A 26635-nucleotide genomic window follows, 5' to 3' on the forward strand; every position below is an offset into this window, starting at 1 on the left:
GTTCTTGATGGCTTCGAGTCCATTGGCGAGATCGTGCAGGACGCGCGCGAACTCCGTCTGCTGCGCCTGGCTCTCCGGCCAGCGGTCCGTGAAGCAGTCCTCGTGCTATTCCGGGTTGCGGACATTGAGCAGACGCCCGCGGCTCGCCGCCGCGTCGATAGCGCGGGCCGTCCAGCGCGCCTGCCGGATCACCGTCGAAGACAGCGACATGCCCGGGCTCGCAGCATGGCCGGCGTGGCATGAGAGCATGACCGACGGCGGGATCCGGCCGGATTCGTTGGCATAGAGCACGTTGCGGAAGCGCTTGATGAGCTGCAAGCCAACGGTGGTCACGCTCTTGATGATCAGGGGAGTCTGTTCGGGTACCTCGTGAACATCGGCATCTGCGGCGAATTCCATGCCGTCCGCCGCGTAGAGGCGCTTGTTGAGGGCGAGGGCAAAACGCTCCTCGGTCGGAGTTTGACGCCGATACCATTCGGCGAACGCCCAGGCGTTCATGGCGACCGACGTGTGCTTGTGCGTCGGCTCCCCCTTCTTCGCGTGGAAGATGACGCTTTCCCGCTCTTTGGGGGTCCTCAGCCGCCGGGACGGCGTAATGTCGAGGTGCATGTTGTCGGCGTAGCGTAGCGTGATGCAGCGGGTCTGCCTCACCACCTTCACCGGATAGTTCTTGAGGGCTTTCTCCAGGAGATCGAGCGCTTCGCTCGGCGTCATCCACTCCGGAATGTCGAGCTCGGCGACGATATCGAGGTCGTATTCGTCGTCCGTGCCGCGCGTGGAGATCGTGGCGTCAATGGCCATCGAGCCCTGCGGGTAGAAGCAGATGACGTTTCCCGCCAAAGGGCTGTCGGGGCGCTCGATATAGGTCCGGACCGCCTCGTAGCGGCCGGTTGCTTTGGCGAACAGGCCGGGCGGAAGCTGGCAGTTGATGGCGATATCCGCGAGAATCGCGTCAAGTGGATCAAGCAAAGGATCGATGGGCGCGCGGCCCCCGGGAAAGCGTGCGTGTTCGTTCATTGAACCCTCGGTTTACAAACCGGGTGGCGAATTCCGCCATCTTCCTTAAGAGATGGTGAGGTGGCTCAACTTCGGCAAGGTCTGGCGGTTTACAAATTGCAGATTATTTCGTGAAGATGTAAACCTCTCCGGAAAAAGGGGAATCGGACATGATTGGAGCCAGACTGAAGGTGGCCCGCGCCGCGTGCGGCCTTTCCTTGCGGGAATTGGCGGCCCGGATCGGCGGGTTGGTGACGGCACAGGCGATCGGAAAATACGAACGCAACGAAGACATGCCGAGCTCCCGGGTGCTGATTGCGCTCGCGCAGGCCCTCGGCGTTACGGAGGACTACCTGCTCAGCGACGAGGAACTCGTGCTCGAGGGCATCGAGTTCCGGAAGAGGGTGCCGTCCTCGCGTGAAGAGGCGACGATCGAGGCGCGCACGATTCACCTGTTGGAGCGCTATCTTGCCGTCGAGGATCTCCTGCGGATGCGCAGCGTCGACTGGGAGAAGCCGCGCAGCGCGCCGCACCCCGTCAACGATCTGCACGACGCGGAAGACGCCGCGCGTTCAGTCCGTGACGACTGGGGCCTTGGCAATGACCCAATCCCGAAGCTTGCCGAGCTTCTGGAGGAACGGGGCATCAAGATTCTGTCTCTCGATCTCGACGACATTGACGGCTTGGCGGCCAAGGTCCGGCGCAAGGACCGCGAGGCGGCTCGCGTGATCGTTGTCCGGAAGAATACCTGGTCAGAGCGCAAGCGCTTCAACCTGGCCCATGAGCTTGGACACATGGTGATAGCGCCTGGCCAAAGCGTCGATCCTGAAAAGGCCGCGCATCGTTTCGCCGGCGCCTTCTTGATGCCGGCCGATGCCATCCGCGCCGAAGTCGGAGCCAATCGATCGTCCATCAGCATCGGCGAGCTTGTCGCCCTGAAGGGACGCTTCGGCGCCAGCATTCAGGCGATCGCTTATCGTTGCAAGGACCTCGGGATCATCAGCGGACCCGCGTTCTCCCAGCTCTATCGTGTGTTCACGAGTCGCGGCTGGCGCTCGCCACCCTATGAAGAACCGGCAACGATCCCCGCAGAGAGGGAGGAGCCGAAGCGTTTTGAGCGGCTATGCTATCGTGCGCTGGCCGAGAAAGTGATCGGAGAGGCGAGGGCGGCGGAGCTTCTCGATATATCGGTCCGCGAACTAGAGGCGCGCCTGGATCAGGGAGCTGCCTGATCCTTGCGTGTCCTCGTCTCCGACACCTCGGTCATCATCGACCTGGAGCGAGGCTCGCTTCTGCAGGATCTGTTTCGGCTGCCCTTCCAATTTGCCGTTCCCGACCTGTTGTTTCACCGTGAACTGAAAGGGGCGCTTGGCGAGCAACTCGTTGCCTGGGGCTTGCGTGTCGAGGAGCTGACGTCTGACGAAGTTGCGCGTGCGACATCTGTGCGCCGGGCGAATTCAGCTCTCTCGGTGCCGGACACGTTCGCGTTCTCGCTGGCAACGGTTCGCGGCTGGACTCTTTTGACCGGCGACGGCAGTCTCCGCAAGCTTGCCGTTTCGACCGGGCTCAATGTTCACGGCGTTCTATGGCTTTTCGATCAGTTCGAAGCCGGTCGGCATGTGCCCAACGGCCGCTTGCATACTTGCCTGACGGCAATTTCTGCGCACCCGCGCTGCCGCTTGCCAACTGCAGATGTGAAACGGCGTCTGGCTCGCTATGCGACAACCTCATCGGACTGACATCGCAGGCCTGGCGTCTGGGTCATGGGTGCTACTACCAACTCAAAATGTTGCTCGCTGCTGAAAGGGAGTAGGGAGGCCAAGGTGGCAGCAAAAGGCCCAAAACCTCGCATTGGTGCAGACCGCGTAGCTCGTAACAGGAAAATAGCGGGACTTGATCTGCACGCCCTCGTTAGTTTCAGTTGGATCCTGACAAGCCTCCAGCCCAAGCGAATAGCCAGTCTTCACGTCGCAGGCGCATGATAGGACGCCCTTGGCGCGGGAAACAGCCGCGCATCGCGCAGCTGTGCACAGAGCATAGGTGCTCTGGCACACCTTGAAGTTGGGCGGTTCGCCCGCGGAAGCGCCGGTGATCATCACGGCGAATAGGGCGACGAAAACATTCGACCGCGCGACCTTCTGCATTTTTTCCCCAGCGCTCCTCTGCCGTCGAACTGGCGGTAGCATAGCATTAACTATCGCGGCCGGTTCGCGCTCGCGGACGTCGCTCGGCGTCTCTACGAATCAACCTGACGCCTGCCGACAGGCGTCGATCCTTTCAACCGAAAACTAACTTCAGCCCGGCCGGCGACGACCGGGCTTCTTCGTGCGAGAGGGGGGCGGGGGGCAGGGTGACGGGGACAGGCCGTTGCGAGGCCGTCAGAGCCCCAAGAAGCCGAGAAGTCCCTTTTTCTTTTGTAGGCGCTGAGCCTCGGCGGCTTGCCGGCGGACGGTATCGCGCATTTCTATGAGCTGCTCGTCGGGGATTGAAAAGTCGATCGCCGCCAAACCCAAATTCCTGCTCGCCTCTTTCAATTTTTCCTGTGCGTAGTCGGCCAGCGTCTTGTTCGCCATGTCGCTCCCCACGAAATTTCGCCGATGTTGTCCTAAACGTTGTCCAGTAGCGGCGGTTGTCGAGAAACTCGTCGCCCGCCCGACGTCAGAAGGAATCATTTCCGGCAATCACCGGGCCCAACATATCAGCGGAAGGTCTGAATGGGGCTGCAGGTAACGTTACCCGGAAGCAATGCTCGTGCGATCAATTTCCCAACCAGTTACCCAGAACTCCACCTCATCGCCGTTCATATCAAATGTTCGAAAGCAATGCCGCGCTTCAAGGTCTTTGATAGCGGGATACTTTAGTTCATCGGCCAGCCACCCGATATGTGTCTCGGTCGTATCGTCGCTGTTCGCTGAGAAAACAAGCATGAAAGCGTGCTCGGCGTCGCTAGCTGATCGAAGTCTGCCGACATCATAGTGGATATGCGCTAGTTCCCGCTCGTGGGTGGGGCTCATCCACCTTTTCATTTCGACCACCGCGAACCGGTTGAGGCTGTTTGGGTCTTTGAGCACCAAATCGTTGGAGGTGACTTCGATAGAGGCAGCGAACCGGAGGGAGGATACAAGCGCGCGCGCAACAACGAATTGATAGTAGTGTTCGTTATTGAACCTCAAAATACCAGCTTTTTCATTATGATATGCGACTGGATTGCTGGCGATTGCCTTACGGAGAAATTGATCTTCTGCCTCTAATGCAGCTCCAGCGATTTTGAGGAGTTGTCTCAGTTCATCGTGCATTTTTTGCGGCATCCATCGGGCTGTTCGGTATATGATATCGGCGTCTTACCCAGTCCCAACCTTCGAGGAAACATCCAGTCGCTACCAACAGACATGGAGCCTCACACGCGCCCGAACATTACGTCACACATGAGCGGCTCGATCAGCGCCGGATCGCCGTCGCCAGCGCCCGATCGGTTGACGCGCGGCGAGACGGTCCATTCCTGCAAGGCGTCCTCGGGCGGCGGGCGCAACAATGGGTCGGGATCGCCGCCAGCCATCCAAGCGTTGGCGTCACGCCATTCGAGGATCACCGGCATGCGGTCGTGAAAACGGCTCATCCAATCGTTCGCCGGTCCGACGATGATCGTCGCCGAGTCTACCGCCGCGTCGCTCTCAGGATCGCGCCAAGTTTCCCACAATCCGGCAAACGCCAGCGGCGCGCCGCTTCGCGCGCTGAAATAATGTGGCGTCTTGGCGCCGGGCTTGCCGGTCCATTCGTAGAAGCCCGACGCCGGAATGATGCAGCGACGCGACTCGAACGCTGAGCGAAACATCGGCTTTTCCCCGACCGTCTCGGCGCGGGCGTTAAACGTCGAAGGAAGTTCGTTGAGCGGCTTTTTCCACCATGACGGCACGAGCCCCCAGCGCATCGGGACAAGCTCATTGCCGCCCCCCGCAGGGCGGATGACTTCAACTCTGGTCGTCGGGGCGATGTTGTAGCGCGGTGCCAGATTGCGCGGTTGGCCGATCAGGTCAGCGAGCCGGTGAAGCGCTTCCCAGGAGAGATGCTGTGTGAAACGTCCGCACATGACGGGAGCATACCAGGTTGACGCAACGATGTGGCGAAGGTCGTTAGCCGAAATCAACATCAGGGCGTACTGGGCGGACCGGCTCCGAACTTATGCGACACGCCCGAACGTGCTGAATTGAAACTTTTGCACTGCATGCCAGGGCGTTGCATGCTGATGGCGGCGACTGTCGATAAGCGTAAAGTCGGAGCCGAGAAGGGTTGAAAGGCTTTCGGCGCTGTGTCGCGCTAACGGCAAGCCGCTACACCTTTCGGGACAGTCGAGCGCGAACGTCCCGATAATCACGTAACCGCCCGGTTTGAGCGCTTGCTTGAGCCGGTGGATATAGGCGCGCTGTTCCCTTTCATTGGTCAGGAAGTGGAAGGCGGCGCGGTCATGCCAGATGTCGTAAGTTTCTGTCGGTCGCCACTCCGTCGCATCGGCGACAATCCACTTCACCGCATCGGCTTTGTCGCCGAGTCGGGCGTGCACTGAGTTTAGCGCGGCGGCTGATAAATCCAGCACGGTTATGTTCTCGAAGCCCTTCGCCAGAAGGTTATCGACAAGTCGAGACGCGCCGCCGCCAACATCTATGATGGCCGATGCCGGTTGCGCGCCGACAAGCTCGATCAATTCAAGAGATTGAGCCGGAACTTCCTCGAACCAGCTGACTTCGGTTTCGCTCCTGGTGGCGTAAAGATTTTCCCAATGCGCTTGCAGGTAGGTTGTTTTCATTGCCAAATCCCGTCGTCACCCCCGTGACCGATAAGGCGGCCAGTCTGGCATTACATGCACGTCGCGCGATCCCACTGCGAGTAGAAGAAGCGGGCGACCGCGCCAACGCGATGAACGGCGTCTCAGGCACCCCGCGCATGGCGTCGAAGGCGAGCCTGCCGTGATGGGCGCAACCCAGACCGACACATCAGACCCACGCGCCCGCGACGCCCTCGGCGCGAAGATCGGCGATGGTCGGCAGGACAGGGCGGTGAATTCTGCCGTAACATATTGATTTTAATGGCTACCAGGCGTCGACGAAACTGAGAAATATGAATTCGCTATAACCCTCCGCCGGGATGCGCCACAGTCGCCGAAGATGCGCAAGCGCGACCGGGATCGCGCAGAAGCGCTACGCCTGGCCGGCGGTCCGCCGCCATCGCTCCGGGATCGCGCCGTTGCTCTGGCGCGAGAACGGGGCGAGGTGCGGACCCGCGAGCTAACGGAAGCCGGCATTCCGCGGTGTTATCTCTCCAGGATGTGCGAGGAGGGTCTGCTCGTGAAGGTCGGCTACGGGCGGTATCAGGCCGCCATTGCGAAGGCTGCTTGAATCGTCGCATTGTGGTCAACTGTGGATGGTCCGCTTTGCCGACGCCAACCGCGAGAAGCGAACCTCAGACGAGCATCGGCATTCCGTCATTCAACGCAACGCGCCGGAACCGGGATAAGCGTGGAGGCGTGGACCTCGCCGAGATCGTCGGCGAGCGGATCCGGGAAGCGGAAGCACGGCGGCGCGTGAGAGACGTGAGAATCTCCCACTTTCTCACGCGAGCTCACGCTTTCGCCGAACGTGATGGCACAAGCTGACAGGGGATCGAAATGGCCCGCCCGACGCACTCGCCCTCGCGATGAATTTTTTCACTGGCAGGGACAGGCGTCTCCGCGGAAGGAGCCTTGTGTCCGTCCTCGCTCGACCAGGCCTCGATCAGGTCCGCTCCGTCGTAAAGTTCGACCCGGTGATTGTCGGTGGAATTTTTATAGCGCGCCACAACGCCGCCGAAATTGCTGCGCGCCCGGCTGGCGTCGCGATCTCGTAGCGTTCCGAGTTGCTTCGCGCCCTTCCAGATGACGATGTTGAAACGTGGTTCACTCGATCGATTGGCATTCATTTTTGCAGCCCCGATTTCGAATCGCCCGTGTTCATGCTTGCATAGCCCGGCCGGTTATGACGATGGGGACTCGGCAGCAGGATTTTCATGCGTGCCGCCGGTTTCTCGACGAGCATGCACGGTAGGAGGAGGACGGACGCAAAAGGTTATGCGACTTCGACAGGCTCCGAGAATACTAACGCAAGGCGATGGGAGTCGTGCGAGGCGTGACGCGGGCCTCGGTTTTCAGCCCGACCCGATCGCCTTATGCGCATGATCGGAGACGATAGCGTAAATTTGGGTAGTGTGGGGAAGGCGGTAGGGCTCCTCCGACTCGAACCCCCGACCAACCAATAACGCTAGCGCGACTAGCTTTATCGGCGCGGTTCGCACGCGATCATGCCCACTGCACGGTCGCCTATCCGTCGGGGGGCGGACGCCAATTGCTCGTCCGACTGCTCAGGCGCGGGTTCCTTCGAGCCTCGCTCTTCAGGCGCGCCAAATAGTGCTGAGGCTAGCCGATCGGAGATTTTGTTGGCAGCGGCCTTCATGGGATCTGAGGCAAGATGCGCGTAGCGGGCCGTCGTTTGAATTTGCGTGTGGCCAAGTAGCTTACCGATCATCGACAGTCCTTCGCCGACCGCGAGGCCACCCGAGGCGAAGGTGTGCCGCAGATCGTGAATGCGTACGCCATCAAGACCTGCGGCTGCGCGCAGGCGGCGCCAAGGATGTTGAAGATCACTCAAATACGCCCCCTCTCTCTTGCCGACGATCACATAAGGGTTGCCGGGCACGCGCGGCAGGTCGCGTAGGACTTCCAATGCCGATTCTCCGAGATGTACCGTCTTCGCTCCGGTCTTGCTGTCGGGCAAACGCAGTTCCCCATTGTCAATGTTAACGTGTCGCCATTCGAGCCTTTGGATCTCGGAAAGCCGGCACCCTGTCAGAAGAAGGAGGCGGAAGGCCGAGACTGCATATCGACTTTCCGTTTGTTCGGTTTCGGCCTGGGCCAATACACTCCCGAGCCGCTGGAGCTCGTTGCCCGACAGGAACCGCTCACGCTTGTGCTCGGGGTAGCGCTCAATGTCCTCGCATGGATTTGTGTGCCGATCCCGCATTCCCCATGTTTCGGCTAGGTTCATCATCTTACAGAGCACGCCGAGCGTTCGGTTGGCTTGGTAAGGAATATGCGCCATTGAGCCATGCAGTTCGGCAATATCGGCCGGCTGCAGCGAGCGGACCCGCCGGTTCCCGAAGAATGGGTCTATGAACAGCTCGACTGACCGCCGATACTCACATCGAGTCGAGGGTTTGCAGCGGGCCGCAACGTGCTCCTTTAAAAACCGTTGGCCGAGCTCCTTGACCGTCACCGCCAGCCGCTCGGCATCTCGTTGCGCCGCCGGATCCCCGCCAGCGCCGCGCACCTGCCCGAGTAAACGCGTCGCCTCGCGTCGCGCGTTCTCTGCTGTAACCGGACCGAATTGTCCAATCATGACCCGCCGCGTCCTCCCATGCCGACGATACTGTATGAGGAAGAAGCGCTTTCCGCTTGGCATGATGCGCACGCCGAAGCCCGGTAGTTCCGCGTCGAATGTTATGTAGTCCTTCTCATTGACTTTGAGAGACTCGACCGTCCGTTTCGTGAGTTTCGCCTTTGGCACATTCCACCCGTTAATGTAATCAACGCGCCCGTCTCGCTGCCCGCGTCCTGTGACCCCGTGGAAGCACCGTGGAAGCACCGCGAGGAAAGTCATGGCGTGCCGCGTCGTAGGAAGAGGTTGATCTGGATAGCGGAAAAATCAAGTCGCTTCATGCATCTATGGGCGTATTGGCGGCTATTGAGAACAGTATCGTAGAGTAGGGTAGGGTAGCCTAAACTATCTCATAACCTGAAGGTCGTCAGTTCAAATCTGGCCCCCGCAACCAACTTCAACGAACCAGCAACGCGTCCAAACAGCCCCAATGCGGGGCTGTTTTCGTTTGAGCGCGGCGTCACGCGTTTCGCTTCGGCCGCCTGTCCGCTACGATCGCCAATGACGTTCGCGGCTTCCCGAGTCGTGACTTCGCGCAGCCAACTCGTCGCCGAGCGCCAAGCTATGAATTCGGCTTCCTCGACAGCAGCCAGAGCGCCGAGATGAAAAATCCCTTCGCAAGCGGCAGCAGGAGCAAGGCGAGCGCGATCGTCGTCGGTAGAACGATCACCATTTCGACCGCGTAGGAGTAACGGCCGCTGCTTTCCAATGCGAAGAGAAGCGAGACGGCGACAATCGTCACCGCGCCGACGGTCAGCCATGCCGGGCCGTCATCGGCATTGAGGCTCGCAAAGCTTTCCCGGCAGTGCGCGCAGGAATCGCGCGGTTTGAGGTAGCCCGCAAAGAGATCGCCGACGCCGCAGTTCGGACATTTGCGCCTCAATCCGCGCAGCAGGGTCGTGACCGATGATGGATCGCTGTTCATTGGCGCCAAACGGAGATGACTGCGATCGCAGCGCCATCGCGCGCAATCGCGTTGCGGGTTGGACTCGGGCGTGAATCTGGCTCTGATTTAAGGGGATAGTGTCTTGTCGCGCCGCAGGCAATCGTCGAATGCCGCGGCGCGGTCCGCGCGGTCGGGCCGGGCAAGACAGGGGTGACGGTTGGCGTTAAGCTGTTCCTGCATTTGAGCGGGACCGGGCATTTCTTGAAGGACGTTTCAGGCACGGCTGAAAGGCACGAAGGCGGACGCGTTTCTTCGCGCGCCTTTTCGCTGCGCATGCGCGGCGCGGTCGAAATTCTGCGGGCGTCGCTGGAGCAGGAGCGGGCGCTCCGTCGACCGTTTCTCTGGCTGATCGTCGCGGCGGGCGGCGGCGTCGTTCTCTATTTTGCCGCCGAGCGCGAACCCTCTTTGGCGCTTTGCTTCGGCGCGCTTGCTGCGCTCGCGATTCTGGCGATGCGGACGCGCCGCCATGCGCGCGCCCACGCGCTTATTTTGGCGCTCGCGTTTCTCGTCGGCGGCTTCGCGTCTGGCGCCTGGCGGACGGCGCGGGTCGCCGCGCCGATCGTTCCGCGAATCGGCGTCGGCGAATTGACGGGCTTTGTCGAGGAGGTGGATCTGCGCCGCGCCGGCGCGCGATTCATTCTGCGCGTCGCGAGCGCCGAAGGTTTTCCGGACGACGTCGTTCCTGCCCGGGTGCGTCTGACGACGCGCGGCGACCCGAGTTTTTCCGCCGGCGACTTCATCGGCTTCAAGGCGCGGCTGATGCCGCCGGCGCGGGCGGCGCTCCCGGGCGGTTATGATTTCGCCCGCGACGCGTTTTTCGCCCGAATTGGCGGGGTCGGGAACGCGCTGGGACGAATTGAGACGATGCCGCCGCCTGATCCGGCGCCCTTCTCGCTGCGTTTTTTCGCGGGCGTCGATCGCATGCGCAACGCCTTGGCGATGCGGGTCTATCGAATCATCGAAGGCGACGCCGGCGCGATCGCCGCCGCAATGGTGACGGGCAAGCGGGATCTGTTGTCGGACGACGCCAAGACTCTCATCCGCCGCGCCGGCATATTTCACATCATCACCATTTCCGGCGTCCAGATGACGCTCGTCGCCGGCATATTCTTCGTCGGCTTTCGCCGTCTGCTGGCGATGTCGCAAACGCTTGCGCTCAATTATCCGATCAAGAAATGGGCGGCCGCGGTCGCCATGATCGGCGCCATTCTCTACGACATCGGCACAGGCTCGCGCGTCGGCACCGAACGTGCGCTGGTGATGACGCTGATCATGCTTGCGGCGGTTCTATTCGACCGGCCGTCGCTTTCGATGCGCAATCTGGCGCTTGCCGCGCTCTTCATCATCGCCTTCGAGCCGGAGGCGCTGCTTGGCGCAAGCTTTCAGCTCTCATTCGCCGCCGTGGCGGCTTTGATCGCGGTCTATGAGTGGCGCGGGGAATATATCGCCAGGCGCCGCATCGACGATCGCGCACCGCGAGGATGGTGGGGCGCGTTGCGCGAAAGCGTCGGCGAACGCCTGTTGCACGGACCGGGCGCCGCGATCTTTGCAACGCTCTGCGCGACCTCGGCGACCGCGTCTTTCATGGCGAATGATTTCCACGAGCTTAGCCCCTATGTGCTGATCGGCAATCCGCTGACCCTCGCAATCATCGAATTCTTCGCCGTGCCCTGCGCGCTCGTCGGCGCCGCGCTGTATCCCTTCGGGCTCGACGGATTCATCTGGCGCTATCTCAAATTGGGCATCGACCTCGTGACCTATCTCGCAGGGCTAATCGCCAGCGCGCCGGGCGCGAGTCTTCCGGTCAAGGCCTTTGCGCCCTGGGCGATCCTCTTTCTGGCGCTCGCAGTCCTGTCGCTCGTGCTCTGGCGGACATGGGCGTGGCGCGCGCTCGCCATTCCGCTCGCCCTTATCGGCGCAATGGGCGCGAGGAGCGGCGCGCCCTTTGATCTGGCCGTGCTGGCGACGGGCGAATCGGCGGCGCTGCGCCTCTCGTCCGGCCAGCTTGCCGTGATGGGTCAACGGGCGAGCGTTTTCGCCGCCGAACAATGGCTGCGGGCGGACGGCGACGCGCGCGCCGCTTCGGACGCCAGGAACGGGGTCGCCTGCGACGCCAGCGGCTGCGTGGCGAAGGCGGTCGACGGCCGCTTCGTCGCGCTCATCGCCGAGCGCGGCGCGTTCCTTGAAGATTGCGCGCGCGCCGCCGTGGTCGTCACGCCGCGTTATGCGCCGCTCGGCTGCGCGGCGCCGATTGTGATCGATCGCCGCAAGCTGAGCGAAACGGGCGCGGTGTCGTTGCGCTTCAAAGGAGATGCGGTGGAATGGACGACTGCGCGGGCCGTCGATGAGGATCGGCCATGGTCGCCTGCGCCGCACGTGCGTCGCAAGCCTGGATTTACGGCGCGGCTCAGCGACGAAGAGCGCAGTGAGGAAGACGCGCGCGCGATGGAGCCGCTCGAATGAAGCCTCGCGGCGCGATATCTCCGGCTGTCATTCCAGGCAGGCGGAAGGACTGACCTGAAACGGCGTGCTGGTCCCGAAGTCCCAATCGCGCGCAAGCGCGTCGGGAGCGACATTCCTCTCGCTAATATTTCCGCACGAGGCTGACGAGCTTGCCCTGAATGCGCACGCGGTCGGGACCAAAGATTCGCGTCTCGTAAGCGGGGTTCGCCGCCTCCAAGGCAATGGACGCGCCGCGCTTGCGCAGGCGTTTCAAAGTCGCTTCCTCGTCGTCAATCAGCGCCACGACGATATCGCCGGTGTCGGCGCTCTCCTGCTTGCGGATGACGACTGTGTCGCCGTCGAGGATTCCGGCCTCGATCATCGAATCGCCGCGCACTTCGAGCGCGAAATGCTCGCCGCTGGTCAGCAGGTCGGGCGGCAGGCTGATCGTGTGGCTGCGATTCTGGATGGCGGAGATCGGCGTGCCGGCGGCGATGCGCCCCATCACCGGAATGGCGACCTGCTGCTCGCTCTCTTCGAAGCGCTCGCTGAGCGGACGCACGCGGCCGAGATTGCCTTCGATGACCGAAGGCGAAAACTTGCCGCTGCGCCCGCCAACGGCCCGCGGCGTCGCCGATTCGGGCAGACGCAAAACCTCGAGCGCGCGGGCGCGGTTGGGCAGGCGGCGGATGAAGCCGCGTTCCTCGAGCGCGAGAATGAGTCGATGAATGCCCGACTTCGAGCGCAGGTCGAGCGCCTCCTTCATTTCATCGAAGGAGGGCGGCACGCCCGATTCCTTCAGACGTTCATGGATGAAGCGCAATAGATCGTTTTGTTTCTTGGTCAGCATGGCCGCACCGCCCCGCAAGCTCAGTCGTTGAATTCCGCTGAGCCGCAGCTTTTGGCTCGATAACATAAACAAATCATGAACAGACGATATACGTTCGCACTGCGTTCCGCAAGCCATATGTTCACGCTTTGGTTAAGCGATGATGGCGGCGAACTATGTTCGCGCAGCGTCTCTAGTGTTAGACAGGCCACGAAAGTCAATCGAGCTCTTAAAATCGAGGAATTCCCGGCGTTCATGTCACAGGTCGTCACCCGCTTCGCTCCATCGCCTACGGGCTTTCTGCATATCGGCGGCGCGCGCACCGCGTTGTTCAACTGGCTCTACGCCAGGAAGCGCGGCGGCCGGATGATGCTGCGAATCGAAGACACCGATCGCGAGCGCTCCACCAAGGCGGCGATCGACGCGATCATCGACGGGCTCAAATGGCTCGGCCTCGATTGGGACGACGACATCGTCTACCAGTCCTCGCGCGCGGCGCGCCATGCCGAGATCGCCGAAGCGCTGCTGGCGGAGGGCAAAGCCTATCGCTGCTACGCCACGGCGCAGGAGCTCGAGGCGATGCGCGAGAAGGCCAAGGCGGAAAAGCGTCCCTGGCGTTACGATGGCCGATGGCGCGATCGCGATCCTTCAGAGGCGCCGGCCGGCGTTCCCTTCGTCGTGCGCATCAAGGCGCCGCAGGATGGCGAAACGATCGTCGATGACGCCGTGCAGGGGCGCGTCGTCTTCCAGAACAAGGACCTCGACGACTTCATTCTGCTGCGTTCAGACGGCGCCCCGACCTATATGCTCGCGGTCGTCGTCGACGATCATGACATGGGCGTCACGCAGATCATTCGCGGCGACGATCATCTGACCAATGCGGCGCGACAGACGCATATCTATGAGGCGATGGGCTGGACGCTCCCGAACTTCGCTCACATTCCGCTGATCCATGGGCCGGACGGCGCCAAGCTCTCGAAGCGCCACGGCGCGCTCGGCGTCGACGCCTATCGCGCGATGGGCTATCTGCCGGCCGCGCTGCGCAATTATCTCGTGCGATTGGGATGGTCGCAGGGGGACGAGGAGTTCTTCACGACGCAGGAGATGATCGAGTCCTTCGACCTCGCGCAGGTGCATCGTTCGCCCGCGCGCTTCGACTTCGCCAAGCTCGAGAATATGAATGGTCATTATCTGCGCGACAGCAATGACGACGAACTGTTCGATCTGCTGATCGCGACGCTTCCCTATCTCGAAGACGGCGCGGCGATCGCCGAACAACTCGACGACCGGAAGCGCGCGCAGTTGCGCGCGGCCCTGCCGGGACTGAAGGCGCGCGCGAAAACCTTGAAAGAGCTCCTCGACGGCGCGGGCTTTCTTTTTGCGCATCGTCCTCTGTCGCTCGACGCCAAGGCGGCGCAGCTGCTTTCGGCGGAGGCGCGCGGGCGGCTGGCGACGCTGGTCGACAGACTCGCGGCCCTGCCGAACTGGACGGCGGCGGCGACGGAAGCGGTCGTGCGCGATCTCGCGACAGCGCTTGGCGTCAAACTCGGCGATCTCGCGCAGCCCTTGCGCGCCGCGCTTACCGGACGCGCGACGTCGCCCGGGATTTTCGACGTGCTGGAAATCCTCGGGCGCGATGAAAGTCTTGCGCGGATTTCCGATCAGGCGTCCATCGGCTAGCGTCGCGCGCCGCCGCGCGCCGCGCCCATCACGCGCTGACGCGATTTTCGGCGCCGCGCCGGTTTCCGCGGCGCCGCGGCGACGAGAAGGCGACGCTCGACAGGCGTTTGGGCGCAAGGCGCGTGCTTGACAGTCCTTGCGGTTGATATAGCTTTTTGCGCCGCACAATCGAACCGAATGCAACGCATCGGCGTGCGAGTGAAAGCGACGACATCGCGAAGGCGACGCAATTCATGCATAGCGTTCGCGCGTTCGCGCCGCGATCCAGCTCGTCGCGAGCGCGGAAGCGGTTGAAAGGGGAGCTGGCATGCCGGAGAAGAACGGTATCTTCACGATCGGCGATAAATCGGTCGACTTGCCGATAAAGGACGGAACGCTCGGGCCGTCGGTTGCGGACATCCGCAATCTCTACGCCGAAACCGACATGTTCACCTTCGATCCCGGCTTTACGTCGACCGCGTCATGCGAATCGAAGATCACCTTCATCGATGGCGAAGAGGGCATTCTGCTCTATCGCGGCTATCCGATCGAACAGCTCGCCGAACATGGCGATTTTCTCGAAACTTGCTATCTGCTGCTTTACGGCGAATTGCCGTCGGCCGCCGAGAAGGCGAATTTCGATTATCGGATCACGCGCCACACAATGGTGCATGAGCAGATGGCGCGCTTCTTCCAGGGCTTTCGTCGCGACGCGCATCCGATGGCGGTGATGGTCGCCTCCGTCGGCGCGCTCTCGGCCTTCTATCACGATTCGACGAATATCGCTGATCCGACCCAGCGCATGGTCGCATCGACGCGAATGATCGCGAAAATTCCGACGCTCGCGGCGATGGCCTACAAATATTCGATCGGCCAGCCGTTCGTTTATCCGAAAAACGATCTCGACTATACGTCAAACTTCCTGCGCATGTGCTTCGCGGTTCCGTGCGAGGAATATAAGGTCAATCCCGTGCTGTCGCGCGCGCTCGACCGCATCTTCATCCTGCACGCCGATCATGAGCAGAACGCGTCCACGTCGACAGTGCGATTGTCGGGCTCGTCAGGCGCGAATCCCTTTGCGTGCATCGCGGCGGGCATCGCCTCGCTCTGGGGGCCGGCGCATGGCGGCGCCAATGAAGCGGTGTTGAAGATGCTGGCCGAGATCGGCACGCCCGATCGCATTCCTCAGTTCATCGCGCGCGCCAAGGACAAGAATGATCCGTTCCGCCTGATGGGCTTCGGCCATCGCGTCTACAAGAACTACGATCCGCGCGCGAAGATCATGCAGCGCACGACGCGCGAAGTGTTGAACGAACTCGGCGTCAAGGACGATCTGCTGGACGTCGCACTGGAGCTCGAGCGCATCGCGCTGCACGACGACTATTTCATCGAGAAGAAGCTTTATCCCAACATCGACTTCTATTCGGGCATCACGCTGAAGGCGATGAATTTCCCGACGGCGATGTTCACCGTGTTGTTCGCCGTGGCGCGCACGGTCGGCTGGATCGCGCAGTGGAAGGAGATGATCGAGGATCAAGGCTCGCGCATCGGCCGTCCGCGCCAGCTCTATACGGGCGAGAAGCAGCGCGATTACGTGCCGATGTCCAAGCGGTGACGACGCGTTTGGGGCGGAGGCCCCGGCATCCGTCGTTCCGACGCTCCGCATCTTGACGATTCTTGATGTGACGCGACCTGATGCTATAGGTCGGCGGACCCGGAGCGCCCTTGTCGCAACTATCCGACCTGCTGTTCGAAACGCGCATCGCCGCCGAGAGCGTCGCCGACTATCTCGCGGGGGGCCGCTTGCGGCTTGGCGTCACCGGCCTGTCGCGTTCCGGCAAGACGGTCTTCATCACCGCGCTTGTGCATCATCTGACGCGCGCGCTTTCGGCGCGGGCGGAGAAGGGCGCTGAAAGGAAGACTCAGCTCCCGGTGTTTCGCGCGCTCACCGAAGGGCGCATCGTTTCGGCGCATCTCGATCCGCAACCCGACTATAGCGTGCCGCGCTTCGCCTATGAGGAGCATCTGGCGGCGCTCACCGGCCCGGACCGGCATTGGCCGCAATCGACGCGGCGCATCTCCGAATTGCGGGTGACGCTCGAATATCGTTCGAAGGGCTGGGCGATCCGCAAGGGCTTCAGCCAAGCCCCGACGCGGCTCGACATCGACATCGTCGACTATCCGGGCGAATGGCTGCTCGACTTGCCGCTGCTTGGCAAATCCTACGCGCAATGGTCCCGAGAGACGCTCGAGGCGGCGAGCGTCGCCGCGCGCGCGACGATCGCGAGCGACTGGCGGGGCCTGACCGCGCAGGCGGACGTCAAAGCGCGTTACGAGGAAGAAACCGCGCAGAATCTGGCGCGGACCTTCACCCAATATCTGCGTCTTGCGCGTTCCGATCGGTTCGCCCTGTCGAGCCTTCCGCCTGGACGCTTTCTGATGCCGGGCGATCTCGAAGGCTCGCCGGCGCTGACCTTCGCGCCGCTGCCCGTCGCCGAGGGCGAAGAGCTGCCCTATCGCAGCCTGGGGCGCGAAATGGAGCGCCGATACGAAGCATATAAATCGCAAGTCGTGCGGCCGTTTTTCCGGGATCATTTCGCGCGGCTCGATCGGCAGATCGTGCTCGTCGACACGCTTGCGGCGCTGAATTCCGGTCCCGAGGCGGTGCGCGATCTGGAGACGGCGTTGACCGATGTGCTCATGGCGTTTCGCACCGGCCGCGCCAATCTGTTTTCGACGATCTTCCGGCCGAAGATCGATCGCATTCTTTTCGCGGCCACGAAGGCCGACCATCTGCATCACACGAGCCACGACCGGCTCGAAGCGATTCTGCGTCATCTGACCGCTCGCGCCATAGAGCGCGCCGAAGGGGTGGGCGCGACGATCGACGTCATCGCGCTCGCCGCCGTGCGCGCCACGCGCGAAGCGATGGTTCGCCATGAGGGCGAAAGGCTGTCGGCCATCGTCGGCACGCCCGTCGCGGGCGAACGGATCGGCGACGAGGTCTTCGACGGCGTGGCGGAAGGCGCCATTTTCCCCGGTGAACTGCCCGAGGATCCGCGCGACGTGTTTCGCGGCGAGGCGCTGGCCGTTTCCGACGAAGAGGCCGAGTTTCGTTTTCTCAAGTTCCGGCCGCCCGCCGCGACGCTCGGCGCGGATCGGAAGCCGCTGCCGCTCCCCCATATCAGGCTCGATCGCGCAATGGAGTTTCTTTTTGGCGATCGCGTGAGCTGACGCGCCGCTGTCGGCGGCGAAGTCCGCGCTACCTAATTGCAGGCACGTCATTCGAAGCCTCAAATTGGTGGAGCGTCATATGGAAAGCCATGTCTATAAGATCGTCGAATTGGTTGGGTCCTCGCCGGACAGCGTCGAGGACGCCGTAGCCGCGGCGCTCAAGCGCGCCGGCGAAACCCTGCGTCATCTACGGTGGTTCGAAGTCGTGCAGATTCGCGGCAGCATCGATAAGGGAGTCGTCGCCGATTATCAGGTCTTGCTGAAAGTCGGCTTCACGCTCGATCGCGACGACGAAGGCAAGAAGTGAAGCGAAAGCCGGCGGGGGCCTCCGCTTCGAAAGGGCTCCCTCTCACTCATTTGTGAAATCGCGAAGGGCGTCGGAAGAAAGCGGAAGTCCGCGAGCGGACTTCCGCTTCGCGCGCTAGGAAGCGAACCGCGCGGCGGTTTCGGGACTCGGCGGTTGCGCGGACATCGACCAGAAGCGCGCGCCCGCGTCGAATATTTGCTGGGCGTCGGAGAACAGGCGGCGCGTGTCCTCGGTGGTCATCTCGACATGTTTGCTTGTCCAATCCTGCAGAACCGACGCGGTCTCCGAGATCGAGCGCGACGACGTCAGCTTTGAGGCAAGCTCAACCGTCACGGCGGCTTCCTGCTGCATGCGCTCCATCCAGCAACGGTTGGCGTCCTGCAGACAGTCCCAGATCGTGTCGCGCGCTTCCGCGAAATCTTCCAGCCGCCGCCGGCCTTCCGCAGCGGCTTCGGCCGCTTCGGCGGCCGGCTGCGCGTCTTCGTTGCGCCGCTTTTCTTGCTGGGTCATGCGTTTCTCCCGCTTCGTTGAAACGCCAGCGCCCCCGCAGCTCCTATATAAGGCCGTCGCCTGGAATGTCTGCGACGAGCCGCCGCTTTCCGCGTCGCCGAGGCCTTTGGCGGCGGACGGGCAGGCGGCTCGACAAGCGGCGGCCTTTCGGCTATGGAGCGGGCTTCAACTAGAACAGCGTCCCGAAACGCTCGTCGGCCATAAGGCTAAGACGAAACGGCAGGAGTTTAGGTGATGAACATTATCGAGCAGCTCGAGGCGGAACATGCCGCCAAGCTCATCGAGGGCAAGAAAATCCCGGAATTTCGGCCGGGAGACACGGTCGTCGTCAACGTCAAGGTGAAGGAAGGCGAACGCTCGCGCGTTCAGGCCTATGAAGGCGTCGTCATCGCGCGCCAGGGCGCGGGGCTGAACGAGAGCTTCACGGTCCGCAAGATTTCCTACGGCGAAGGCGTCGAGCGCGTGTTCCCCATTCATGGCCCGCTGATCGACTCGGTGAAGCTCGTGCGCCGCGGCAAGGTGCGCCGCGCCAAGCTCTATTATCTGCGCGACCGCCGGGGCAAATCGGCCCGCATCGCCGAGCGCGTCGACACCAAGCCGAAGGCTTCCCCGGCGAAATAAAGCGCCGTCTCCCGCCAGACCGCAGGCGCTCGCGACCGCAGGGTTTCGGGCGGCTTTTTGTTAGCTCTCCAGCGGCGCGTTGAGGATCCAGCGGTGGCCGAAGGGGTCGCGCAGCGAGGCGTAGCGCGTCCCCCAGAAGGAATTGGTCGGCGCCGTCTCGATCTTGCCGCCGAGCTTGGTCACGCGGGAGCAGATGTCGTCGACGTCCTGCGCCTTGTCATATTCCAGGCTGACGGAGACGGTGGCGTGCTCGCCGGGCATCGGCACGCGGGTCTGACCGAATTCGGGAAAGATGTCGGCGAGCATCACCGAGCCGCCGTTGATCAGGAGTTCGCAATGCGCGATGCGCAGCCCGTCGACCGACGGCATGAGGGCGCGCTGCTTGGCGTCGAAGGCGCCGGTGTAGAAAGCGATCGCTGCCGCGGCGGGGCTGACGGTCAAATAGGGCGCGACCCTGGGACGTGGCTGTTTCATCAAGTTTCCTCCGCCGGGGCGCGCAGCGGATCGCCCCAATCTTTTCGTCGAATCTGTTCGTAGCGCGCCTTGTCGCGCTTGGGAATGAATGTCTCACGGAATGCTTTATCGCCGCAGAGCTTGAGCGAAATTCCCGCCTTGCCGGATCGGGGCGGCGCGATGATTCGCGCCGATGGCGGCCTCGCGACGGACCGTCCCACGGCCAGATAGGCGAACTTCTCGTCTTCGAAGGGCGCGTCGACCCCCTTGGCCAGCCGGTGCGCGCGGCGGCGCGGCAATCGGACCGAGAAATGGCACCAGTCATTCGCCGGCAGGGGGCAGGGCGCCTGATGCGGGCAGGGGGCGAACAGCTCCGCGCCCAGCGCAAGAAGCCTGCTGCGCGCGAGCATCAGCCGGGCGTGGTCGCGCGGCGTTCCCGGCTCGACGATCACGAGAGCGCCGCCGGTCTGCGCCCAAAGCCGGTCGATCACGTCCGCCAGTCTGGATTCGGCGACCTCGGTCAGCGCATAGCCGGCGACGACGAGGTCGAAACGGGTTGGCTCCGCCGCCGGCGGCGTGGAGAAATCGGCCAGGGCGGTCTCGACGGAGGCGGCGACGCTTTGCTGCATCAGGTCGGTCGCGAGCTTCAGGAACAGCGCGCTGCGGTCCAGCAGCGTGATCTCGGCGACGTCCGGCCACACGGCCGCTGCGGCGCATGACGCGGCGCCGAGACCGCACCCGACGTCGAGCACGCGCTTTGGCGCGAAATCCGGCCGCTCCTCTTCGAGCCGTCCGAGCGCCGTGACGATGGCGGCGTAAGTGGCGGGCATCCGCGTCGCCGCATAGGCCAGGACGTCGATCTCGTCGCGGATCGTCTCGCTCGTCGGCTTCCGGGAACGGTAGCGTTCCGAGAGCGCGCGGGCGCTGTCGCGCAGCGCGTTTTGAGAGAGGCCTTCGAGCCGCGCCTCGATCGCCGCCGCAAGCGGCGCGGGAAGCTCTGGCGAAGGCAGGCTCACCACGGCCTCGGGGAGCGGCTGCGCCGCAAACTCTCTTCCATGGCGCTTGCGTTACGGGTAGAAGACCCTCAATTCAAGGGAGGGATGAGCGGCGGCGCATTTCAGTCGCCCTCCTGCTCAGGAGGCCGCCGCAGGTCGGATCCACCCGACCTGCGCATCAGATGTCGATCTCGGGCAAATCCGGGATCGAGGCGGCCGTCTCGACGCACGAGAGGCGCCGCGCGATGTCCCCGTCCTTCGAGACGCGGCCGGCGGCCGCTCCTCAGGAAGAGGAATCAAACACGCGAGCCGGATCGTCACGACCCGGCGGAGGAAGAGATCAATGTCCGCTAACGCCGCGTCCCGCACGCTCTATGACAAGATCTGGGACGACCATATGGTCGATCGCCAGGACGACGGGGCATGCCTGCTCTATATCGATCGGCATCTGGTCCATGAGGTAACGAGCCCGCAGGCCTTCGAAGGCCTGCGCATGGCGGGGCGCTCGGTGCGCGCGCCGGAACGCACGCTCGCCGTCGTCGATCACAATGTGCCGACGACCGATCGCTCATTGCCGATCGAAGACCCCGAGAGCAAGGCGCAGGTCGAGCAGCTTGCGATCAACGCCAAGGAATTCGGCGTCGAATATTTCAACGAGCACGACAAGCGTCAGGGCGTCGTGCATATCATCGGACCGGAGCAGGGTTTCACGTTGCCCGGCATGACGATCGTCTGCGGCGACAGCCACACCTCGACTCACGGCGCTTTCGGCGCGCTTGCGCATGGCATCGGCACGTCGGAGGTCGAGCATGTGCTCGCGACACAGACGCTGATCCAGAAGAAAGCGCAGAACATGCTGGTGCAGGTTGACGGCAAGCTCGCCGACGGCGCCACTGCGAAAGACATCATTCTCGCGATCATCGGCGAGATCGGCACGGCCGGTGGCACCGGACATGTGATCGAATATGCGGGCGAGGCGATCCGCGACCTTTCGATGGAAGGGCGCATGACCGTCTGCAACATGTCGATCGAGGGCGGCGCGCGCGCCGGCCTCGTCGCGCCGGACGAGAAGACCTTCGCCTATTTGCAGAGTCGTCCGAAGGGTCCGCAGGGCGAGGCCTTCGACATGGCGCGCAAATATTGGGAGTCGCTGTATACCGACGAGGGCGCGCATTTCGACAAGATCGTCAGGCTCGACGCGCGCAATCTGCCGCCGATCGTGACCTGGGGCACGTCGCCCGAAGACGTCGCCACGATCGACGGCTTCGTGCCGACGCTCGACAGCGCGAAGACGCCGCAAAAGCGCGCCGCGATCGAACGCGCGCTCGAATATATGGGCCTGAAGGGCGGCGAGCGCATGACCGACATCGAGATCGACCGCGTGTTCATCGGCTCCTGCACCAACGGCCGCATTGAAGATCTGCGCGCGGCGGCGAAGATGATCGAAGGCAAAAAGGTCGCCGACCGCGTCAACGCGATGGTGGTGCCCGGGTCTGGCCTCGTGAAGGCGCAGGCGGAAGCCGAAGGCCTCGACAAGATTTTCGCCGCCGCGGGCTTTGAGTGGCGCGAGCCGGGCTGCTCGATGTGCCTCGCGATGAATCCCGACCGCCTGGCGCCGGGCGAACGCTGCGCCTCGACGTCGAATCGCAATTTCGAGGGCCGTCAGGGCTTCAAGGGCCGGACACATTTGGTTTCGCCGGCGATGGCGGCGGCTGCGGCGATCGCCGGACGTTTCGTCGACGTGCGGAACTGGCGCTGAGGCGACGGCGGCGGCCCGATCCTGCGCCGCAGATGGCCTCAGTCGTTGTCGCCGGCGTCGTCATTGCCCCAATCGGGGCCGCGGCGCCATTCGTCGTCGCGCCAGGGACGCGTGTCGCGCCAGGACGGCGCGCGCCCCCACCAATCGCCCCGCCGATGGTCTAAGGCGCGATCGTCGTTCAACGCGCGGTCATTGTCGCGGTCGTCCGCTTTCTGGACGAAGGCCCTGTCGGCGTTCGTCAGACGCGCGGGGGAAATCGTGGGGGCGGCCACGGCGGCGTGCGCTATGCCGGCAACGCCAAGCGAAAGCGCGGCGATCAACAGCTTCGTCATGAGGAGTTCCTCCAATATTGATTCTTGCCTGAACATCGCAGCTCGGGGATTGTTCCGGCGCCGCCGCGCGCGCATCGCGCGTCGTCGCGAGCAGCCTGTGACGGAACAGCGATGGCGCCGACGATGACGGGACAGCAGTGGAGCCGGTTCAGCTCCCCGACGCTTACGGATTTCGAAGCGCTCGCCGACGCCGCCTACGCGGCCTTGCCGATGCGCTTCAGGCGGCTGTGCGAAGGACTCGTCATTCGCGTCGAAGACTTTCCCGACGACGAAACGCTCGACGACATGCAATGCGAAACCGAGTTTGATCTTCTCGGATTATTTCGCGGGCGCGGCTTGACGCACGGCGCGCATCTCTCCGAGACGGGCGAACAGCCCAATATGATCTGGCTCTACCGGCGGCCGATCCTCGACTATTGGGCGGGCGGAGAAGACACGCTCGAAGCGATCGTCACCCATGTGCTCGTGCATGAGATCGGCCATCATTTCGGATTGACCGACGCCGATATCGAGGAGATCGAACGACGCTCGGAATAGCGCCTAAGAGGTCGCAGGTTCTGCGAGCAGCGTTCCGATGACGGCGCCGAGCGCCATATCGTCCTCCTGGCCGAAGCCGTGGTGACGCACCCGTCCGTCGCGGCCGATCAGAATCGCGGTCGGCGTGCCGCGCATTTCATAGCGCGCCATGGTGAGAGGAATGGGGCCATCCGCGCTCGCCTGATCGACGCCGATTGGGAAGGTCAGCCGATATTCATGGATGAAGGCTTCGAGCGATACGGGCGTCATCGCCGCGTGATGTTCGAAGACCGTGTGCAGACCGATGACGCTGAGACCGGCATGATGGAACAGCGCATGGGCCCGCTGCGCTTGCGGCGTGCCATGCGCGACGCAACCTGGACAGAGCATCTGAAAGGCGTGCAGCAGCACCACCCGGCCGCGCAAATCCGCAAGCGTGATCGGCGACGGCGTGTTGAACCAGCGCGAAACGGCGAGTTCAGGCGCCTGCACTCATGCCTCCGTGTCGGTCGATCAAGGATGAAGCGCTTGTTCTTGCAGGGAAATTCCCTAGGGCCAATCGCGCAGGCGCTGATGGCTCCCCGAGTAGGACTCGAACCTACGACCTAGCGATTAACAGTCGCGTGCTCTACCAGCTGAGCTATCGGGGAATGTGGCTCCGCCTATACAAGGCGAGCGGGGTTTTGCCAAGTCCGTTGTCACGCGTCGGCCGGGAAGATCGCACGCGCAGAAATTCGCCGTCGCGGTCCTTGATTTCCGCGCCCGCGCGGGCGGTCACGCCGGACTCAGCGCGTCCGCCGGGGCGAAGGCGGCGAGCGCCGCCGCGACGTCGTCCGGCGACGGCAGTCCCGCCTCATTGCCGAGATGCTGAATCTTGTGCGCCGAGGCCGCGCGGGCGAATTCGAAGTGCTCGCGCCAGGGCGCGTCCGGCCGCTCGAGATAGGAGGCGCAATAGGCGCCGTGGAAGACGTCGCCCGCGCCCGACGTGTCGACGATCAGGTCATGCGGAACGGCGAGCGACGGCATCTGCGAAATCTCGCCGTCTTCGTCGTACCACAGCATGCCTTTTTCGCCGCTCGTCACGCCGCCGATCCGGCAGCCTTTGGATTTCAGCCAGCCAAGCATGTCGAGCTCCGAAAGGGACATCTGCTCGCAGAGCTTTTCGGCCACGACGGCGACGTCCACGAAACCCGTCAGCTCCTCGATGCAGGGCCGATGCGCGCCGCCGTCGAGCGAGACAAGCATGCCGCGCGCGCGCGCCGCTTTCGCATAGTGAAGCGCGGCGTCGGCCATATGCCCGTCGAGATGGAGAAGCCGCGCCTCCGAAATGTCGAGCCTGGGGAACGCTTGAAGATAGTTGTCGTCGCGGGCGCGCAGAATCGCCCGCTTGCCGTTGTTCGGCCAGACGAAGGACAGCGACGAGCGCGCCACCCGCCGCGGATGGACGCCGATCCCATAGGCGTGCGCCATGTCCATGAACATATGGCCGAGCCAATCCGGCGCGGCCGTGGTCAAGAGGTCGATGGGATGGCCGAGCTTGGCGCAGGCGAAGCCGGCCGTGACCGCATTGCCGCCGAAACTCACCGCATAGTCGCGCGCGACCGTCTTCTGGTCGCCGGTCGGCATGCGCTCGGCGCGCATGGTGACGTCGATATAGGCGTGGCCGATGAAGAGCGCGTCCAAGGGCTTACACTCCGAAAGGCGTTTGCGCCGGCGCCGGCGGAATCGCGCGCCGTGCGCGAAACGGCGTCAGATGGCGAAGCTTGTTCCGCAGCCGCAGGAGGCGACGGCGTTGGGATTGTCGATGCGGAAAGACTGTCCCATCAAATCGTCGACGAAGTCGATTCTGGCGCCGGCGAGAAAGCCGAGAGACGACGGATCGATGGCGACGCGGGCTCCGTCCTGCTCCATAACCGCGTCCTCTTCGCCTGGGGCGGGATCGACGGCGAAAGAATATTGGAAGCCCGAGCAGCCGCCGCCCTCGACCGAAATGCGAAACACGGCGCCGGGAGACTCATTGGCGAGGATTGCGTGAATGCGCCGCGCCGCCTGTTCGGTGAGCGCGATGTCGCTGACCGCCGTCGTCATCCGTTTCTCCGTCATTTGTCTGTTGACTTGCCTGGTCGCTTGCCGCGGCCGGCCGCAGCGAGCTACAGCGGGATTGACGAGCCGTCGCGCGAGCGAAAGAAATTCGCGCGAAAACCGAATGTCAGCGCATCGATTGTTGCGGCCTGCCGGCGCGGGATTTGATCCATGCCGCAAGATAGGTCCAAACCTGAGGCCTTTCAATGAAGGGAGCGCATGTGGCCGTTCGCCGCCCGCTCGCGGCATACGCCAGCGACGCGTTGCGATCGCGGGGCCGACTCTATCCGGAGCCGCCGTCGCCGACGCGCAGCGAATTTCAGCGCGACCGCGACCGCGTCATCCACAGCACGGCATTTCGGCGGCTTGCGCATAAGACGCAGGTCTTCGTGCCGCTCGACGGCGATCATTTCCGCACCCGGCTGACGCATACGATCGAGGTCGGGCAGATCGCCCGCGCGCTCGCCCGCGCCTTGCGCGTCGATGAGGATCTCGCGGAGGCGGTGGCGCTCGCCCATGATCTCGGCCACACGCCGTTCGGCCACGCCGGCGAGGGCGCGCTGGAGGCCTGCATGGCGCCTTATGGCGGGTTCGATCACAACGCGCAGGCGCTCCGGGTCGTGACCCTGCTGGAGCGCCGTTACGCGCGCTACGATGGTCTTGATCTGACATGGGAGACGCTGGAAGGCATCGTCAAGCACAACGGGCCGCTGCTCGGGCGCGAAAATGCAAGCGCCAGCCATCCTCTCCCTCATAATCGTCGGCTTTCGCCCTACATCGCGCAGTTCGACGCGATTTTTCCGCTCGATCTCGCCACTTTCGCGAGCGTCGAGGCGCAGGCTGCGGCGCAAGCCGACGATATCGCCTATATCGGCCATGACATCGACGACGGGCTGCGCGCCGAATTGTTTTCGCTCGACGACATCGCGCAAACGCATTTCATCGCCAGCGTGCTCACCCATATCCGCGACGAACATCCGGGCCTCGAGCGGCCGCGCGTCATTCATGAGCTGGCGCGCCGGGTGATCACCGGCTTCGTCGAGGACGCGATCGGCGAATCGCTGCGACGGCTGGCCCGCGTCGCGCCGGCGAGCGCCGACGACGCGCGGCGGGCGGGCGAAAACCTCGTCGGCCTCTCGCCGCCGATGGTCGAGGCCGAGCGCGACATCAAGTCCTTTCTCTTCGCCAACATGTATCGGCATGCCAAAATTCTGGGCGTCTGGGAGCGCGCGCGCGACGCGATTTCCCGGTTGTTTCCGGCGTTTTTCGAGAATCCGGAGCTCATGCCCGCCGAATGGGCGGCGCAGGCCGTGGCGCTCGAGGGGGCGGATCGGGCGGTGGCGGTGGCCGACTATATCGCCGGCATGACCGACCGTTATGCGCTGGGCGAGGTGAAACGGATGTTTGGCGGGTGAGGCGCGCGATCGATCCTGGAGTGTCATCAGCCCACGAGCCGTCTTATGTTGATCCTTTGGACGAGGTGATTTCTCTCGC

The 26635-nt window shown here is 63.3% G+C and carries 28 protein-coding genes and 1 tRNA gene; 12 read left to right on the plus strand and 17 right to left on the minus strand.

All coding sequences use genetic code 11. The features are described 5' to 3' along the window. Window positions 1-105: 105 nt before the first annotated feature. The gene (locus AB7F41_RS06430) at window positions 106-1017 is read right to left on the minus strand and encodes a nucleotidyltransferase domain-containing protein (protein WP_428406462.1); all 912 of its coding nucleotides are present in this window, start codon (window positions 1015-1017) and stop codon (window positions 106-108) included. 149 nt (window positions 1018-1166) lie between these two features. Between AB7F41_RS06430 and AB7F41_RS06435 the strand changes: the two genes are divergently transcribed. Both AB7F41_RS06435 and AB7F41_RS06440 read left to right on the plus strand, forming a co-directional pair. Further along, window positions 1167-2228 carry a helix-turn-helix domain-containing protein gene (locus AB7F41_RS06435; protein WP_428406463.1) on the plus strand — a complete coding sequence of 354 codons (1062 nt, stop codon included), beginning with the start codon at window positions 1167-1169 and terminating at the stop codon, window positions 2226-2228. A 3-nt stretch (window positions 2229-2231) separates the two neighbouring features. Beyond that, window positions 2232-2735: a hypothetical protein gene (locus tag AB7F41_RS06440; RefSeq protein ID WP_428406464.1), complete on the plus strand. Its 504-nt coding sequence runs from the start codon at window positions 2232-2234 to the stop codon at window positions 2733-2735. Window positions 2736-3374: 639 nt separating this feature from the next. Here the strand turns inward: AB7F41_RS06440 and AB7F41_RS06445 are convergent. The 4 genes from AB7F41_RS06445 to AB7F41_RS06460 form a co-directional block, all read right to left on the minus strand. Further along, the gene (locus AB7F41_RS06445; protein WP_428406465.1) at window positions 3375-3569 is read right to left on the minus strand and encodes a hypothetical protein; all 195 of its coding nucleotides are present in this window, start codon (window positions 3567-3569) and stop codon (window positions 3375-3377) included. Window positions 3570-3728: 159 nt separating this feature from the next. Beyond that, entirely contained in the window at window positions 3729-4292 is a 564-nt protein-coding gene (locus tag AB7F41_RS06450; RefSeq protein ID WP_428406466.1) for a hypothetical protein, read from the minus strand. Between the two features lie 101 nt (window positions 4293-4393). Beyond that, window positions 4394-5083, minus strand: coding sequence for an SOS response-associated peptidase (locus AB7F41_RS06455; protein WP_428406467.1), 690 nt, complete (start codon window positions 5081-5083; stop codon window positions 4394-4396). A gap of 90 nt (window positions 5084-5173) precedes the next feature. Then, on the minus strand, window positions 5174-5797 hold the full coding sequence (locus AB7F41_RS06460; protein ID WP_428406468.1) for a class I SAM-dependent methyltransferase: 624 nt from the start codon (window positions 5795-5797) through the stop codon (window positions 5174-5176). A 358-nt stretch (window positions 5798-6155) separates the two neighbouring features. On the opposite strand from AB7F41_RS06460, the gene AB7F41_RS06465 reads away from it, so the two are divergent. Further along, window positions 6156-6386, plus strand: a complete 231-nt coding sequence (locus AB7F41_RS06465) for a type IV toxin-antitoxin system AbiEi family antitoxin domain-containing protein (RefSeq protein WP_428406469.1) — start codon at window positions 6156-6158, stop codon at window positions 6384-6386. Between the two features lie 223 nt (window positions 6387-6609). On the opposite strand, the gene AB7F41_RS06470 is transcribed toward AB7F41_RS06465, so the two are convergent. The 3 genes from AB7F41_RS06470 to AB7F41_RS06480 form a co-directional block, all read right to left on the minus strand. Further along, window positions 6610-6945, minus strand: a complete 336-nt coding sequence (locus AB7F41_RS06470; RefSeq protein WP_428406470.1) for a hypothetical protein — start codon at window positions 6943-6945, stop codon at window positions 6610-6612. Between the two features lie 353 nt (window positions 6946-7298). Continuing rightward, window positions 7299-8678 carry a tyrosine-type recombinase/integrase gene (locus tag AB7F41_RS06475; RefSeq protein ID WP_428406471.1) on the minus strand — a complete coding sequence of 460 codons (1380 nt, stop codon included), beginning with the start codon at window positions 8676-8678 and terminating at the stop codon, window positions 7299-7301. Between the two features lie 340 nt (window positions 8679-9018). Further along, window positions 9019-9381, minus strand: coding sequence for a DUF983 domain-containing protein (locus AB7F41_RS06480; RefSeq protein WP_428406472.1), 363 nt, complete (start codon window positions 9379-9381; stop codon window positions 9019-9021). Between the two features lie 171 nt (window positions 9382-9552). On the opposite strand from AB7F41_RS06480, the gene AB7F41_RS06485 reads away from it, so the two are divergent. Continuing rightward, the gene (locus tag AB7F41_RS06485; protein WP_428406473.1) at window positions 9553-11865 is read left to right on the plus strand and encodes a ComEC/Rec2 family competence protein; all 2313 of its coding nucleotides are present in this window, start codon (window positions 9553-9555) and stop codon (window positions 11863-11865) included. A gap of 121 nt (window positions 11866-11986) precedes the next feature. Here the strand turns inward: AB7F41_RS06485 and lexA are convergent, their stop codons facing one another. Then, window positions 11987-12694, minus strand: coding sequence for a transcriptional repressor LexA (gene lexA / locus AB7F41_RS06490; RefSeq protein WP_428406474.1), 708 nt, complete (start codon window positions 12692-12694; stop codon window positions 11987-11989). Between the two features lie 234 nt (window positions 12695-12928). On the opposite strand from lexA, the gene gltX reads away from it, so the two are divergent. The 4 genes from gltX (at window position 12929) to AB7F41_RS06510 (ending at window position 17873) form a co-directional block, all read left to right on the plus strand. Then, the gene (gltX, locus tag AB7F41_RS06495; RefSeq protein ID WP_428406475.1) at window positions 12929-14353 is read left to right on the plus strand and encodes a glutamate--tRNA ligase; all 1425 of its coding nucleotides are present in this window, start codon (window positions 12929-12931) and stop codon (window positions 14351-14353) included. Window positions 14354-14660: 307 nt separating this feature from the next. Continuing rightward, the gene (locus AB7F41_RS06500; RefSeq protein ID WP_428384102.1) at window positions 14661-15947 is read left to right on the plus strand and encodes a citrate synthase; all 1287 of its coding nucleotides are present in this window, start codon (window positions 14661-14663) and stop codon (window positions 15945-15947) included. Window positions 15948-16057: 110 nt separating this feature from the next. Continuing rightward, complete coding sequence (locus AB7F41_RS06505; protein WP_428384104.1) at window positions 16058-17566, plus strand: YcjX family protein; 1509 nt, start codon at window positions 16058-16060, stop codon at window positions 17564-17566. Between the two features lie 79 nt (window positions 17567-17645). Continuing rightward, window positions 17646-17873: a dodecin gene (locus AB7F41_RS06510; RefSeq protein WP_428384106.1), complete on the plus strand. Its 228-nt coding sequence runs from the start codon at window positions 17646-17648 to the stop codon at window positions 17871-17873. Between the two features lie 114 nt (window positions 17874-17987). Here the strand turns inward: AB7F41_RS06510 and AB7F41_RS06515 are convergent, their stop codons facing one another. After that, window positions 17988-18383 (minus strand): hypothetical protein, encoded by a 396-nt coding sequence (locus AB7F41_RS06515; protein WP_428384108.1) that lies wholly within the window; start codon window positions 18381-18383, stop codon window positions 17988-17990. 234 nt (window positions 18384-18617) lie between these two features. Between AB7F41_RS06515 and rplS the strand changes: the two genes are divergently transcribed. Further along, complete coding sequence (gene rplS / locus AB7F41_RS06520) at window positions 18618-19004, plus strand: 50S ribosomal protein L19 (RefSeq protein ID WP_428384110.1); 387 nt, start codon at window positions 18618-18620, stop codon at window positions 19002-19004. Between the two features lie 60 nt (window positions 19005-19064). Here the strand turns inward: rplS and AB7F41_RS06525 are convergent, their stop codons facing one another. Then, on the minus strand, window positions 19065-19478 hold the full coding sequence (locus tag AB7F41_RS06525) for a VOC family protein (protein WP_428384111.1): 414 nt from the start codon (window positions 19476-19478) through the stop codon (window positions 19065-19067). Further along, window positions 19478-20473: a small ribosomal subunit Rsm22 family protein gene (locus AB7F41_RS06530; protein ID WP_428384113.1), complete on the minus strand. Its 996-nt coding sequence runs from the start codon at window positions 20471-20473 to the stop codon at window positions 19478-19480. Before AB7F41_RS06530 ends, AB7F41_RS06525 begins: the two co-directional genes overlap by 1 nt. 322 nt (window positions 20474-20795) lie before the next feature. On the opposite strand from AB7F41_RS06530, the gene leuC reads away from it, so the two are divergent. After that, window positions 20796-22211, plus strand: coding sequence for a 3-isopropylmalate dehydratase large subunit (gene leuC / locus AB7F41_RS06535; protein ID WP_428384114.1), 1416 nt, complete (start codon window positions 20796-20798; stop codon window positions 22209-22211). Between the two features lie 38 nt (window positions 22212-22249). On the opposite strand, the gene AB7F41_RS06540 is transcribed toward leuC, so the two are convergent. Then, window positions 22250-22543, minus strand: a complete 294-nt coding sequence (locus AB7F41_RS06540) for a hypothetical protein (RefSeq protein ID WP_428384116.1) — start codon at window positions 22541-22543, stop codon at window positions 22250-22252. A gap of 111 nt (window positions 22544-22654) precedes the next feature. On the opposite strand from AB7F41_RS06540, the gene AB7F41_RS06545 reads away from it, so the two are divergent. After that, complete coding sequence (locus AB7F41_RS06545) at window positions 22655-23080, plus strand: metallopeptidase family protein (RefSeq protein ID WP_428384118.1); 426 nt, start codon at window positions 22655-22657, stop codon at window positions 23078-23080. Window positions 23081-23083: 3 nt separating this feature from the next. Here the strand turns inward: AB7F41_RS06545 and AB7F41_RS06550 are convergent, their stop codons facing one another. From AB7F41_RS06550 to AB7F41_RS06565, 4 genes are all read right to left on the minus strand, one after another. Continuing rightward, a complete protein-coding gene (locus AB7F41_RS06550; RefSeq protein WP_428384120.1) occupies window positions 23084-23551 on the minus strand; it encodes a peroxiredoxin family protein in 468 nt (155 codons plus the stop codon). Window positions 23552-23633: 82 nt separating this feature from the next. Then, window positions 23634-23709, minus strand: a tRNA-Asn gene (locus AB7F41_RS06555). Between the two features lie 124 nt (window positions 23710-23833). After that, complete coding sequence (locus tag AB7F41_RS06560; protein WP_428384122.1) at window positions 23834-24742, minus strand: sugar kinase; 909 nt, start codon at window positions 24740-24742, stop codon at window positions 23834-23836. A gap of 66 nt (window positions 24743-24808) precedes the next feature. Next, on the minus strand, window positions 24809-25147 hold the full coding sequence (locus tag AB7F41_RS06565; RefSeq protein ID WP_428384124.1) for a HesB/IscA family protein: 339 nt from the start codon (window positions 25145-25147) through the stop codon (window positions 24809-24811). A gap of 215 nt (window positions 25148-25362) precedes the next feature. On the opposite strand from AB7F41_RS06565, the gene AB7F41_RS06570 reads away from it, so the two are divergent. Continuing rightward, window positions 25363-26556: a deoxyguanosinetriphosphate triphosphohydrolase gene (locus AB7F41_RS06570; RefSeq protein ID WP_428384126.1), complete on the plus strand. Its 1194-nt coding sequence runs from the start codon at window positions 25363-25365 to the stop codon at window positions 26554-26556. Window positions 26557-26635: the final 79 nt, after the last annotated feature.

This window comes from Methylocystis sp. (assembly GCF_050251305.1).
Classification (GTDB): Bacteria; Pseudomonadota; Alphaproteobacteria; order Rhizobiales; family Beijerinckiaceae; genus Methylocystis.

Coding starts and splice junctions, on each gene's coding strand:
- AB7F41_RS06430 (WP_428406462.1), bottom strand. CDS start 1,017: ATGAACGAACACGCACGCTTTCCCGGGGGCCGCGCGCCCATCGATCCT.
- AB7F41_RS06435 (WP_428406463.1), top strand. CDS start 1,167: ATGATTGGAGCCAGACTGAAGGTGGCCCGCGCCGCGTGCGGCCTTTCC.
- AB7F41_RS06445 (WP_428406465.1), bottom strand. CDS start 3,569: ATGGCGAACAAGACGCTGGCCGACTACGCACAGGAAAAATTGAAAGAG.
- AB7F41_RS06450 (WP_428406466.1), bottom strand. CDS start 4,292: ATGCACGATGAACTGAGACAACTCCTCAAAATCGCTGGAGCTGCATTA.
- AB7F41_RS06455 (WP_428406467.1), bottom strand. CDS start 5,083: ATGTGCGGACGTTTCACACAGCATCTCTCCTGGGAAGCGCTTCACCGG.
- AB7F41_RS06460 (WP_428406468.1), bottom strand. CDS start 5,797: ATGAAAACAACCTACCTGCAAGCGCATTGGGAAAATCTTTACGCCACC.
- AB7F41_RS06465 (WP_428406469.1), top strand. CDS start 6,156: ATGCGCAAGCGCGACCGGGATCGCGCAGAAGCGCTACGCCTGGCCGGC.
- AB7F41_RS06470 (WP_428406470.1), bottom strand. CDS start 6,945: ATGAATGCCAATCGATCGAGTGAACCACGTTTCAACATCGTCATCTGG.
- AB7F41_RS06475 (WP_428406471.1), bottom strand. CDS start 8,678: ATGACTTTCCTCGCGGTGCTTCCACGGTGCTTCCACGGGGTCACAGGA.
- AB7F41_RS06480 (WP_428406472.1), bottom strand. CDS start 9,381: ATGAACAGCGATCCATCATCGGTCACGACCCTGCTGCGCGGATTGAGG.
- lexA (WP_428406474.1), bottom strand. CDS start 12,694: ATGCTGACCAAGAAACAAAACGATCTATTGCGCTTCATCCATGAACGT.
- gltX (WP_428406475.1), top strand. CDS start 12,929: ATGTCACAGGTCGTCACCCGCTTCGCTCCATCGCCTACGGGCTTTCTG.
- AB7F41_RS06500 (WP_428384102.1), top strand. CDS start 14,661: ATGCCGGAGAAGAACGGTATCTTCACGATCGGCGATAAATCGGTCGAC.
- AB7F41_RS06510 (WP_428384106.1), top strand. CDS start 17,646: ATGGAAAGCCATGTCTATAAGATCGTCGAATTGGTTGGGTCCTCGCCG.
- AB7F41_RS06515 (WP_428384108.1), bottom strand. CDS start 18,383: ATGACCCAGCAAGAAAAGCGGCGCAACGAAGACGCGCAGCCGGCCGCC.
- rplS (WP_428384110.1), top strand. CDS start 18,618: ATGAACATTATCGAGCAGCTCGAGGCGGAACATGCCGCCAAGCTCATC.
- AB7F41_RS06525 (WP_428384111.1), bottom strand. CDS start 19,478: ATGAAACAGCCACGTCCCAGGGTCGCGCCCTATTTGACCGTCAGCCCC.
- leuC (WP_428384114.1), top strand. CDS start 20,796: ATGTCCGCTAACGCCGCGTCCCGCACGCTCTATGACAAGATCTGGGAC.
- AB7F41_RS06540 (WP_428384116.1), bottom strand. CDS start 22,543: ATGACGAAGCTGTTGATCGCCGCGCTTTCGCTTGGCGTTGCCGGCATA.
- AB7F41_RS06545 (WP_428384118.1), top strand. CDS start 22,655: ATGGCGCCGACGATGACGGGACAGCAGTGGAGCCGGTTCAGCTCCCCG.
- AB7F41_RS06565 (WP_428384124.1), bottom strand. CDS start 25,147: ATGACGACGGCGGTCAGCGACATCGCGCTCACCGAACAGGCGGCGCGG.